This is a genomic window from Enterobacter cloacae complex sp. GF14B (genome assembly GCF_004136805.1).
Classification (GTDB): Bacteria; Pseudomonadota; Gammaproteobacteria; order Enterobacterales; family Enterobacteriaceae; genus Enterobacter; species Enterobacter hormaechei_C.
In genome coordinates this window covers 1-12,761 of sequence record NZ_QFRV01000001.1, presented here as the reverse complement: position 1 = coordinate 12,761, position 12,761 = coordinate 1, and the positions used below count along the sequence as shown (strand labels likewise).

Here is a 12,761-nt window from a genome sequence, read left to right as displayed (position 1 = left end):
GGCTTTCCTTATTTAGTCTCAGCGGCTTTGAGTTCCTGATAATCGTTCAGCTCGCGATAGTTGGTGCGACGCTTTTCCAGATCGGACTGGATCTGCTTCATGGTCTCACGGTCCACTTTCAGCAGACGTACTACGCCCGCGGTAATTAAGTATCCAATGCCAGGAATGACGGTAAAGAGCAGCACGATCCCGTTGATGGCATCCGCGCTCTGCGCTTTTGCGCCCGCATCGTAGCCGTACCAGGAGAGCAGGAAACCGACCATTGCCCCGGCAATCGCCAGACCCAGTTTCAGGAAGAAGATGTTGCCGGAGAAGCTGATCCCGGTGATACGTTTCCCGGTTTTCCATTCACCGTAGTCGTCCACGTCGGCCATCAGGGACCAGTGCAGCGGGGATGGGATCTGGTGCAGGATGTTCAGCAGGACGTAAAGCACAACAATGGTTGTCGTCGCTTTCGGGTCGAAGAAGTAGAAGGCGCAGGAGAAAATCGCCAGCGCGATGTTGGTCCAGAAGAAGACCTTCAGCTTGCACCAGCGGTCGGTCAGCACTTTCGCCAGCATACTGCCGAACATCATGCCGACAACGCCCAGGCTGATAAACAGCGTGGCGAAATGGGTGCTTTGCCCCATGACCCAGGTGACGTAATACATGGTGGCCGCCATGCGGATAAAGCCAGGGCAGACGTTGCACAGGGTTAACAGCAGGATCCGCACCCACTGGTCGTTCTTCCACACGTCTTTCAGGTCGTTTTTCAGTTCGTCATGGGTTTGCACCGCCGGACGCACACGCTCGCGCACCGTGGCGAAGCAGAACAGGAACATGCAGGTACCAATCAGCGCCAGCACGGTCATCGCCATCTGGTAGCCTTTGGCTTTGTTATCCCCACCGAACCAGTCGGCCATTGGCAGGAGCGTTAGCGACAGCAGCAGCGTGGCGATACCAACCATAACAAAACGGTAGGACTGGCAGGCAACGCGCTCTTTCGGGTCGTTGGTGATCACGCCGCCGAGCGAGCAGTACGGAATATTGATGGCGGTATAGGTCAGCGACAGCAGGAAGTAGGTGACAAAGGCATAGATAACTTTGCTGTTATAGCTCCACTCTGGCGTGGTGAACATCAGAATGCTGAACAGCGCATAGGGGAAGGCAATCCACAGCAGCCATGGACGAAACCGGCCATATTTGCTGCGGGTACGGTCAGCAATCGCGCCCATGATCGGGTCCGTTACGGCATCAATGACGCGCACGGACAGGAGTAAAACGCCAACCAGTGCAGGAGCCAGACCAAAAATATCCGTATAAAAATAGTTAACAAATAACATGATGGCGCCAAAGATAATGTTGCATCCGGCGTCACCCATGCCATAGCCGATCTTTTCTTTTACTGACAGTTTGTTGTTATTCATCGACAGCTCTCCGGGTTTCGGTATGGAGAGAATTATTCGCTGGCAAACGAATATATGCGTTGCAATATAAAGGCGGTGATATGGAGGATTTTGCTGTTGGCGCGAATTTGTGAGGAAGGTAACAAGACGCTGTACCCGCAACCGCGAGTACAGCGAGAAAACATTTAGTGCGCTTTCACCGTTTTGGCATTTTTCTGTTTCACCATATAACCCACGCCGAGGATCGCAATCCAGACCGGGATCAGGTAGACGGAAATCGCCATGCCTGGGGTGATGAGCATGATGACCAGTACAGCTGCCATGAACAGCAGGCAAACCCAGTTCCCCAGCGGATAGAGCAGGGCAGGGAAGCGCGTGGTTACGCCCTGCTGCTGCTTGGCGCGGCGGAACTTGATGTGCGCGAGGCTAATCATTGCCCAGTTAATCACCAGGGCGGAAACCACCAGCGCCATCAGCAGACCGAAGGCTGATTCCGGGGCCAGGTAGTTAATCAGCACGCACAGCGCCGTCACGACCGCCGACACGATGATGGTATTAACCGGTACGCCACGCTTATCAACGGTGAGCAGCGCTTTCGGTGCGTTGCCCTGTTGCGCCAGGCCGAACAGCATACGGCTGTTGCAGTAAACGCAGCTGTTATAAACGGAGAGCGCAGCGGTCAGCACCACGACGTTGAGCGCGTTCGCCACGAAGGTATCGCCCAGCTCGTGGAAGATGAGCACAAACGGGCTGGTATCCGCCGTGACGCGCGTCCATGGCAGCAGCGAGAGCAGCACCGCCAGGGAGCCCACATAGAAGATCAGGATGCGGTAGATAACCTGATTTGTGGCTTTCGGGATGCTCTGTTCCGGGTTGTCGGCTTCCGCGGCGGTGATGCCCACCAGCTCCAGACCGCCGAAGGAGAACATAATGATCGCCATCATCATCACCAGGCCGGTCATGCCGTGAGGCAAGAACCCGCCTTGCTCCCAAAGGTTGCGCACGGTGGCCTGCGGGCCGCCGTTGCCGCTGAACAGCAGCCAGCCGCCGAAGATGATCATCGCTACAACGGCAATCACTTTGATGATGGCAAACCAGAACTCCATCTCACCGAACACTTTTACGTTGGTGAGGTTAATGGCGTTAATCAGGACGAAGAAGGCCGCCGCAGACGCCCAGGTAGGGATCTCCGGGTACCAGAACTGAATATATTTCCCGACGGCGGTCAGCTCGGCCATGGCAACCAGAACGTACAGAACCCAATAGTTCCAGCCCGAGGCGAAACCTGCGAAGCTGCCCCAGTATTTATAGGCGAAGTGGCTGAATGAGCCTGCGACCGGCTCCTCAACAACCATTTCCCCTAACTGACGCATAATCAGAAATGCAATGAAACCCGCTATCGCGTACCCCAAAATAATGCCCGGACCGGCCGACTGGATAACCGATGCACTGCCCAGAAACAGGCCAGTACCAATAGCACCGCCCAGGGCGATGAGCTGTATATGGCGGTTTTTAAGGCCGCGCTTTAGCTGATCGCCATGCTGTTGAGCTTCCATTTGAAACCTCGTGTGTGGTTGTTATGTTCACGCTGTGCGTGTGTAATTATGAAAGTCCATATTCTGTATTTATTTCTTTACGGTTAACGATACCGAAAAAAGCGGAGATGGCTTCCGTTAGCGCCAGAATAGTGGTAAGCGCCAGCGAATGCACCTGCTTTATGAAGGGGCGATGACGACTTGAATAAAAAGAAACCAATTGTAAATCGGTACGTTAACCCCTCATACCCCAACCTATAGAATAGAAATGCGTCAGAAGAGGGCGAATTTTCATTTTTTGCCTTGTTGAATCGCTTCAGATTGCAAAAACCCTCGTTTCACTATGGTTAAAACTGCCTCTTTGGTAGTAACCATTTCATTTGTGCAAAGTTACATTCCTGAAACGTTAGTTCTGTAAGGTTGTTAAAATGTGCCGGGTTTACTGATTTCAATCAAAACCAATATGGACAGAAGGTGAATACTTTGTTACTTTAGCGATACGAACATGAAATTGGTAAGACCAATTGACTCCGGGCAAAAAGGCGTAAGACAGGGAATATGGCCTACAGCAAAATTCGCCAACCAAAACTTTCCGATGTGATTGAGCAGCAGCTGGAGTTTTTAATTCTCGAAGGGACACTGCGCCCGGGCGAGAAGCTCCCGCCAGAACGCGAGCTGGCAAAACAGTTCGACGTTTCACGTCCCTCTCTGCGTGAGGCGATTCAACGTCTCGAAGCAAAGGGCCTGTTGCTCCGTCGCCAGGGTGGCGGAACCTTTGTGCAAAACAGCCTGTGGCAGAGCTTCAGCGACCCGCTGGTAGAACTTCTCTCTGACCACCCAGAATCCCAGTTTGATCTGCTTGAGACCCGTCACGCGCTGGAAGGTATCGCGGCCTATTACGCCGCCCTTCGCAGCACTGATGAAGACCGCGTACGTATTCGCGAGCTGCATCAGGCCATTGAACGGGCACAGCAGTCCGGCGATTTAGACGCCGAGTCCAGCGCCGTCGTCCAGTATCAAATTGCCGTCACCGAAGCGGCGCACAACGTGGTGCTCCTCCATCTGCTACGCTGCATGGAGCCGATGCTGGCCCAGAACGTTCGTCAGAATTTTGAATTGTTGTATGCCCGTCGGGAGATGCTCCCGCTGGTAAGCAACCATCGCACCCGAGTATTCGAGGCGATAATGGCCGGGGAACCGGAGCAGGCGCGCGAAGCGTCGCACCGCCATCTGGCTTTCATTGAGGAAATCTTGCTGGACCGCAGCCGTGAACAATCGCGTCGCGAACGTTCATTACGCCGCATACAGCAACGAAAGGATTAAGCGCCAGGTACTTTTAGAGCGCGGCAACTAAACGCAGAACCTGTCTTATTGTGTTTTCTGGCGAAAATACAATGGGACAGGTTCCAGACAAATCAACGTATTAGATAGATAAGGAATACCCCCATGTCAGAACGTCTCCAAAATGACGTGGATCCGATCGAAACTCGCGACTGGCTACAGGCGATCGAATCGGTCATCCGTGAAGAAGGTGTTGAGCGCGCTCAGTATCTGATTGATCAGCTGCTTTCTGAAGCACGCAAAGGCGGCGTGAAAGTGGCTTCAGGTGCAGGGGCTAGCAACTACGTAAACACGATTGCCGTCGAAGACGAACCGGAATACCCGGGCAATCTGGATCTGGAACGCCGTATCCGTTCTGCTATCCGCTGGAACGCCATCATGACCGTTCTGCGCGCATCCAAGAAAGACCTGGAACTGGGTGGCCACATGGCGTCCTTCCAGTCTTCTGCGACCATTTACGAAGTGTGCTTCAACCACTTCTTCCGTGCAGCTAACGAGAAAGACGGCGGCGATCTGGTGTACTTCCAGGGCCACATCTCTCCGGGCATCTATGCACGTGCCTTCCTGGAAGGTCGTCTGACTGAAGAGCAGATGAACAACTTCCGTCAGGAAGTTCACGGTAAGGGTCTGTCTTCTTACCCGCACCCTAAACTGATGCCTGAGTTCTGGCAGTTCCCGACCGTATCTATGGGTCTGGGTCCAATCGGTGCGATCTATCAGGCTAAATTCCTGAAGTACCTGGAACACCGTGGTCTGAAAGACACCTCTGAGCAGACCGTTTACGCCTTCCTGGGCGACGGTGAAATGGATGAGCCAGAATCTAAAGGCGCGATCACCATCGCGACCCGTGAGAAGCTGGACAACCTGTGCTTCATCATCAACTGTAACCTGCAACGTCTGGATGGTCCGGTAACCGGTAACGGCAAGATCATCAACGAACTGGAAGGCATCTTCGCGGGTGCTGGCTGGAACGTGATCAAAGTGATGTGGGGCGGTCGTTGGGATGAACTGCTGCGTAAAGACACCAGCGGTAAACTGATCCAGCTGATGAACGAAACCGTTGACGGCGACTACCAGACCTTCAAATCCAAAGACGGTGCCTACGTTCGTGAGCACTTCTTCGGCAAATATCCTGAAACCGCAGCCCTGGTTGCAGACTGGACTGACGAGCAGATCTGGGCGCTGAACCGCGGTGGTCACGATCCGAAGAAAGTTTACGCTGCACTGAAAAAAGCGCGTGAAACCAAAGGTAAAGCGACTGTGATCCTGGCCCACACCATCAAAGGTTACGGCATGGGTGATACCGCAGAAGGTAAGAACATCGCTCACCAGGTTAAGAAAATGAACATGGACGGCGTGCGTTATATCCGCGACCGTTTCAACGTTCCAGTGACCGATGAGCAGGTAGAAAAACTGTCTTACATCACCTTCCCGGAAGGGTCTGAAGAACACAAGTACCTGCACGAACGTCGTCAGGCGCTGAAAGGCTACCTGCCTGCTCGTCAGCCTAACTTCACCGAGAAGCTGGAACTGCCAGCGCTGGAAGATTTCTCTCAGCTGCTGGAAGAGCAGAACAAAGAGATCTCTACCACTATCGCTTTCGTTCGTGCCCTGAACGTGATGCTGAAGAACAAGTCGATCAAAGATCGTCTGGTTCCAATCATCGCCGACGAAGCGCGTACTTTCGGTATGGAAGGTCTGTTCCGTCAGATCGGTATCTACAGTCCGAACGGCCAGCAGTACACCCCGCAGGACCGTGAGCAGGTTGCATACTACAAAGAAGACGAGAAAGGCCAGATCCTTCAGGAAGGTATCAACGAACTGGGAGCAGGCGCATCCTGGCTGGCTGCTGCGACCTCTTACAGCACCAACAACCTGCCGATGATCCCGTTCTACATCTACTACTCCATGTTCGGGTTCCAGCGTATCGGTGACCTGTGCTGGCAGGCAGGCGATCAGCAGGCTCGCGGCTTCCTGATCGGGGGTACTTCTGGTCGTACGACCCTGAACGGTGAAGGTCTACAGCACGAAGATGGTCACAGCCACATTCAGTCACTGACTATCCCTAACTGTATCTCTTACGATCCGTCTTACGCGTACGAAGTGGCAGTCATCATGCATGACGGCTTGCAGCGCATGTACGGTGAAGCGCAAGAGAATATTTACTACTACATCACCACCCTGAACGAAAACTACCACATGCCGGCAATGCCAGCAGGCGCCGAGGAAGGTATCCGTAAAGGTATCTACAAACTCGAAACCATCGAAGGTAGCAAAGGTAAAGTTCAGCTGCTGGGCTCCGGTTCTATCCTGCGTCACGTTCGTGAAGCAGCGCAGATCCTGGCGAAAGACTACGGTGTGGGTTCCGATGTGTACTCTGTTACCTCCTTCACTGAACTGGCGCGTGATGGCCAGGATTGTGAGCGCTGGAACATGCTGCACCCAATGGAAACCCCACGCGTTCCGTACATCGCTCAGGTGATGAACGACGCGCCAGCGGTGGCGTCTACTGACTATATGAAACTGTTCGCTGAGCAGGTTCGTACTTACGTTCCAGCTGATGATTATCGCGTACTGGGTACTGACGGCTTCGGTCGTTCTGACAGCCGCGAAAACCTGCGTCACCACTTCGAAGTTGATGCTTCCTACGTGGTTGTAGCAGCACTGGGCGAACTGGCTAAACGTGGCGAAATCGATAAGAAAGTGGTTGCAGACGCAATTACTAAATTCAACATCGATGCAGATAAAGTTAACCCGCGTCTGGCGTAAGAGGTAAAAGAATAATGGCTATCGAAATCAATGTACCGGACATCGGGGCTGATGAAGTTGAAATCACCGAGATCCTGGTCAAAGTGGGCGACAAAGTTGAAGCTGAACAGTCGCTGATCACCGTAGAAGGCGACAAAGCTTCTATGGAAGTCCCGTCTCCTCAGGCTGGCATCGTTAAAGAGATCAAAGTCTCTGTTGGCGATAAAACCGAGACTGGCAAACTGATCATGATTTTCGATTCCGCCGACGGTGCAGCAGCTGCTGCACCTGCGCAGGAAGAGAAGAAAGAAGCCGCTCCTGCTGCTGCTCCAGCGGCGGCCGCGGCAGCGAAAGAAGTGAACGTGCCTGACATCGGCGGTGACGAAGTTGAAGTCACTGAAATCCTGGTGAAAGTGGGCGATACCGTTGCGGCTGAGCAGTCACTGATCACCGTAGAAGGCGATAAAGCCTCTATGGAAGTACCAGCGCCATTCGCCGGTACCGTTAAAGAGATCAAGATCAACACCGGTGACAAAGTGTCTACGGGTTCCCTGATCATGATTTTCGAAGTGGCGGGCTCTGAAGGCGCTGCGGCTCCAGCGAAAGCGGAAGCTGCTCCGGCTCCGGCTGCTGCACCAGCGGCTGCTGGCGGCGTGAAAGACGTTAACGTACCAGACATCGGCGGTGACGAAGTTGAAGTGACCGAAGTGATGGTGAAAGTGGGCGACAAAGTTGCCGCTGAACAGTCACTGATCACCGTTGAAGGCGACAAAGCTTCCATGGAAGTGCCTGCGCCGTTCGCGGGTACCGTTAAAGAGATCAAAATCAGCACCGGCGACAAAGTCTCTACCGGCTCTCTGATCATGGTCTTCGAAGTGGAAGGCGCTGCACCTGCCGCCGCTCCTGCTGCTGCGGCTGCTCCGGCACCGGCTGCTGCACCGGCTCAGGCTGCTAAACCGGCTGCTGCCCCTGCTGTTAAAGCAGAAAAATCTGAGTTCGCTGAAAACGACGCTTACGTCCACGCGACTCCGCTGATCCGTCGCCTGGCGCGCGAATTCGGCGTGAACCTGGCGAAAGTGAAGGGCACCGGCCGTAAAGGTCGTATCCTGCGCGAAGACGTTCAGGCTTACGTGAAAGACGCGGTGAAACGCGCCGAAGCTGCACCTGCGGCAGCCGCTGGCGGCGGTATCCCGGGTATGCTGCCATGGCCGAAAGTGGACTTCAGCAAGTTCGGCGAAATCGAAGAAGTGGAACTGGGCCGTATCCAGAAAATCTCCGGTGCTAACCTGAGCCGTAACTGGGTGATGATCCCGCACGTTACCCACTTCGATAAGACCGATATCACCGATCTGGAAGCGTTCCGTAAACAGCAGAACGCCGAAGCTGAGAAGCGTAAGCTGGACGTGAAGTTCACCCCAGTGGTCTTCATCATGAAAGCGGTTGCGGCGGCGCTGGAACAGATGCCACGCTTCAACAGCTCCCTGTCCGAAGACGGCCAGAAGCTGACGCTGAAGAAATACATCAACATCGGTGTTGCGGTTGATACGCCAAATGGTCTGGTTGTTCCGGTCTTCAAAGACGTGAACAAGAAGAGCGTCACAGAGCTGTCCCGTGAACTGACCACCATCTCCAAGAAAGCGCGTGATGGTAAGCTGACTGCCGGCGAAATGCAGGGCGGCTGCTTCACCATCTCCAGCATCGGCGGCCTGGGTACCACCCACTTCGCGCCGATTGTGAACGCGCCGGAAGTGGCTATCCTCGGTGTGTCCAAGTCCGCGATGGAGCCGGTGTGGAATGGCAAAGAGTTCGTACCGCGTCTGATGATGCCAATCTCTCTGTCCTTCGACCACCGCGTGATCGACGGGGCTGATGGTGCGCGTTTCATCACCATCATTAACAACATGCTGAGCGACATTCGCCGCCTGGTGATGTAATCGAAAAGCCGGCCAATCGGCCGGCTTTTTTCTGATAATCTCATGGGGTTTTTGAGGTTATTGGTGAAAGCGATAATTCGTGAGCCGTTTGTTGTTTCAAAATTGTTAACAATTTTGTAAAATACGGGCGGATAGAACGACCCGGTGGACGACGGGTATACATTAAGAGGTCATGATGAGCACAGAAATCAAAACTCAGGTCGTAGTACTTGGGGCAGGCCCGGCAGGTTATTCCGCAGCATTTCGCGCCGCGGATTTAGGTCTGGAAACCGTCATCGTAGAACGTTACAGCACCCTCGGCGGTGTTTGTCTGAACGTCGGCTGTATCCCTTCTAAAGCGCTGCTGCACGTAGCGAAAGTTATCGAAGAAGCCAAAGCGCTGGCTGAACACGGTATCGTCTTCGGCGAGCCGAAGACCGACATCGACAAAATTCGTACCTGGAAAGAGAAAGTTATCACTCAGCTGACCGGCGGTCTGGCGGGTATGGCCAAAGGCCGTAAAGTGAAAGTGGTAAACGGTCTGGGTAAATTCACCGGTGCGAACACCCTGGAAGTGGAAGGTGAAAACGGTAAAACCGTGATTAACTTCGACAACGCGATCATCGCGGCAGGCTCTCGCCCAATCGAACTGCCATTCATTCCACATGAAGATCCACGCGTGTGGGATTCCACCGATGCGCTGGAGCTGAAAACCGTTCCTAAGCGTCTGCTGGTTATGGGCGGCGGTATCATCGGTCTGGAAATGGGTACGGTGTACCATGCGCTGGGTTCAGAGATCGACGTGGTTGAAATGTTCGACCAGGTTATCCCGGCTGCCGACAAAGACATCGTTAAAGTCTTCACCAAACGCATCAGCAAGAAATTCAACCTGATGCTGGAAACCAAAGTGACTGCCGTTGAAGCGAAAGAAGACGGTATTTACGTTTCCATGGAAGGCAAAAAAGCCCCATCCGAACCACAGCGTTACGACGCCGTACTGGTGGCTATCGGCCGTGTGCCGAACGGTAAAAACCTCGACGCGGGCAAAGCTGGCGTGGAAGTGGACGACCGTGGCTTCATCCGCGTTGACAAACAGCTGCGTACCAACGTGCCGCACATCTTTGCTATCGGCGATATCGTCGGTCAGCCAATGCTGGCGCACAAAGGTGTTCACGAAGGTCACGTTGCCGCTGAAGTTATCGCCGGCATGAAGCACTACTTCGATCCGAAAGTGATCCCATCTATCGCCTACACCGAGCCAGAAGTTGCATGGGTTGGTCTGACTGAGAAAGAAGCGAAAGAGAAAGGCATCAGCTACGAAACCGCCACCTTCCCGTGGGCTGCTTCTGGCCGTGCTATCGCGTCCGACTGCGCAGACGGTATGACCAAACTGATCTTCGACAAAGAAACTCACCGTGTAATCGGTGGTGCGATTGTCGGTACCAACGGCGGCGAGCTGCTGGGTGAAATCGGTCTGGCTATCGAAATGGGCTGTGACGCGGAAGACATCGCGCTGACCATCCACGCTCACCCGACTCTGCACGAGTCCGTGGGCCTGGCGGCAGAAGTGTTTGAAGGTAGCATCACCGACCTGCCAAACGCGAAAGCGAAGAAGAAATAAGTTTCTTCAGATGAAAAAAGCGGCCTCAGGCCGCTTTTTTTATGCACTGCGTTCAGGGGGTGACAGGCTGCCAGGTTTTATCCGGGTGGTATGCAGCGAGCGCCTGCGCTTTCTGCGCCGAATCGTTGCCGAGATTTGCCTGATAAACCTTGTCTTCCTGGTTAACGACAAAGCTCATTACCCCCGTCTGACCATAGCTTACGGGCCAGGCATCCATCGCAAAGCCATTTTTATCCGACAGAATGCGGAACCGATAGCCGTGATAGCCCATACCAGGCTCCGGCGGGCTAAAGGCGGGACCCAGCGGGCTTGGCGCTTCGCCCGGCGAGATGGGCCAGTACAGGCCGTCTTTTAGCCCTGGCGTGCTGACAATCTTCTGCGCATAGCGGTGGTTCATGGCGTAGTAGCTCCGCTGTGCGTCGACGTAGGCGTGCAGCGCTTCGATAGCCGCGAGTTCGTTGCGGCCGATTTCGCGGGTCAGGATCTCATCAGCCGCTTTCTGCATATCAAATTGCCAGCCCTCTTTTTTCTTCACTACCGGTATGGGGAGTTGCCAGCCGTTATCGCCAACTGACAGATGGGCAATATCGCCGCTGATTTCGGTACGATGGTTTATCTTCCAGTCACGCAGGAATCGAGCCACCGCCTCCGGATCAACCCCTTCAGGTGGCAGATAGTCGCGCCAGTTATCCCCCAGCAGGTCGGCCATCGCGCTCTCATTCTGCTCGCTGATGGCCTTCGTCAGGGCATTGGCCGCCTGCTCAGGTGTGGAGAAAGATTGCTGGGCGAAGGCGAAGGTGGATACCATCAACAACAGCATTCCACCGATCGGTTTCATGTTCATAGCGGCTCCCTTAACGACGGTGGAATTCATGGTGTTCGGTATGGTGTTCGGACAGCTGCTGGCGGAAGCTGGCACGCTGCTCACTGTTCAGCGACGCGTGCTGGCGGCTTTGCAGCCCGCGCTGGTGCTGGGCCTGCCAGCTGGCCGAACGGCTGTCGTTGCCGCTCAGGGCGTTTGCCCGCAGCGGCTGATGCTGAACCTGCGTCGGGCGTCTGGTTTGCGCAAGAGTATTATTCATCTGTTGTGCGTGGGGCCGCGCACTGTCGTAGCCGCGGTAGTTGCTGCGCTGAGAGAGCTGCTTCAGTTGCTGCGCGGACGCTGAATGTTGCGGGAAATGCGCGTCGCCATGCTGTAGCTGTGTGAGCGTTTTGCCCGTCGACTGCTGTACCTGCGCCATCGCGGCCTGCCGCTGGCTATCGCGGTTGACCGGCTGCTGCCGGGTAGCGCTCAACCCGCCCGGCACTGAAGTCTGATGATAGCGGCTGGCAAGCTGGCTATTGGCGTAGGGCACGCCGTTGCGGTAGGCCGGGTTATGCTGCCAGACCTGGTGATTATCGGTACGGTGCTCGCCGGTGATCTTATTGAAGTTATTAACATTAATATTAATGTTATCGCCGTTATGCGAATAACTGCCGTGGTGATCGTCATCACGATCGTGATGATGATCGTCGTCATCGTCCCAGTCGATGTTACTGAACAGCGCATAGGTGGTGGCTACGCCGAGGCTATAGCCAAAGCCTCTGACAAAACTATTGGTAAACTGCTGGCCGGGAGACGGAGGCAGATACACCGGCGGATAGCTGGCATTTGGCCACGTGCCGTAAACGGTGGAAGGGTTGTAGGTAGGGACATAAACCACCTGTGGATCGGCTGGCTCAATTTTAATCACCGTCGGACTAGCCGACGTTGACGTCGCGGCTGTACTGGCGGAGGCTGGCGCAGATTTTTTCACGGTGGTGACGGTCTGCTGCGGGGTGGATTGCAATGTGCCTGTCTGCTGCGCCAGCAGGCGCAGACGCTGCACGGAATCCATCACATCCTTTGGCTGGGCCAGAAAGGCGTCGCCGAGGCTTTGTACCCACGACGGGTTTTCCCCCATCAGCGACATTAACTGCGGAAAGGCGACCAGCGATTTCACGCTGGCATCCCATGGCTGCCCGCTGACCGCCTGAATGGCGGCATCGCCCTGCATTTTAGGGTTGTCCTTTGACCACTGGGCGGCCTGAATCACGCTCGCCGGATAGGTTGAGGCCATCAGAATTTGCGACAGCAGCGCGTCGGGGTAGAGCGCAATGGGCGCGGTCCACTGATCGATCTGCGCGGCGGTATAGGCAGGGGTGGCCACCGGGGCAGGCTGTGCTGCCGGGTCGGGGA

General features: G+C 54.8%; 8 protein-coding genes. 4 read left to right on the top strand and 4 right to left on the bottom strand.

Annotation, left to right across the window (positions count from 1 at the left end):
* Positions 1-8: 8 nt before the first annotated feature.
* Both DD606_RS00040 and aroP read right to left on the bottom strand, forming a co-directional pair.
* Positions 9-1,406, bottom strand: coding sequence for a glycoside-pentoside-hexuronide (GPH):cation symporter (locus tag DD606_RS00040; protein ID WP_003856318.1), 1,398 nt, complete (start codon positions 1,404-1,406; stop codon positions 9-11).
* 164 nt (positions 1,407-1,570) lie between these two features.
* Positions 1,571-2,941 carry an aromatic amino acid transporter AroP gene (gene aroP / locus DD606_RS00035; protein WP_003856317.1) on the bottom strand — a complete coding sequence of 457 codons (1,371 nt, stop codon included), beginning with the start codon at positions 2,939-2,941 and terminating at the stop codon, positions 1,571-1,573.
* A 537-nt stretch (positions 2,942-3,478) separates the two neighbouring features.
* On the opposite strand from aroP, the gene pdhR reads away from it, so the two are divergent.
* The 4 genes from pdhR to lpdA all read left to right on the top strand — a co-directional run bounded on the left by pdhR (position 3,479) and on the right by lpdA (position 10,543).
* Positions 3,479-4,243, top strand: a complete 765-nt coding sequence (gene pdhR / locus DD606_RS00030) for a pyruvate dehydrogenase complex transcriptional repressor PdhR (RefSeq protein ID WP_006173806.1) — start codon at positions 3,479-3,481, stop codon at positions 4,241-4,243.
* Between the two features lie 123 nt (positions 4,244-4,366).
* Entirely contained in the window at positions 4,367-7,030 is a 2,664-nt protein-coding gene (gene aceE, locus DD606_RS00025; RefSeq protein WP_003856315.1) for a pyruvate dehydrogenase (acetyl-transferring), homodimeric type, read from the top strand.
* Between the two features lie 14 nt (positions 7,031-7,044).
* Complete coding sequence (gene aceF, locus DD606_RS00020) at positions 7,045-8,943, top strand: pyruvate dehydrogenase complex dihydrolipoyllysine-residue acetyltransferase (RefSeq protein ID WP_109949060.1); 1,899 nt, start codon at positions 7,045-7,047, stop codon at positions 8,941-8,943.
* Between the two features lie 175 nt (positions 8,944-9,118).
* Positions 9,119-10,543 carry a dihydrolipoyl dehydrogenase gene (gene lpdA / locus DD606_RS00015; protein ID WP_003856313.1) on the top strand — a complete coding sequence of 475 codons (1,425 nt, stop codon included), beginning with the start codon at positions 9,119-9,121 and terminating at the stop codon, positions 10,541-10,543.
* 52 nt (positions 10,544-10,595) lie between these two features.
* Here the strand turns inward: lpdA and DD606_RS00010 are convergent, their stop codons facing one another.
* Positions 10,596-11,387 carry a DUF2950 family protein gene (locus DD606_RS00010; RefSeq protein ID WP_109949061.1) on the bottom strand — a complete coding sequence of 264 codons (792 nt, stop codon included), beginning with the start codon at positions 11,385-11,387 and terminating at the stop codon, positions 10,596-10,598.
* Between the two features lie 10 nt (positions 11,388-11,397).
* On the bottom strand, positions 11,398-12,761 hold a 1,364-nt coding region (locus tag DD606_RS00005; protein ID WP_139158308.1), incomplete at its 5' end, for a DUF3300 domain-containing protein.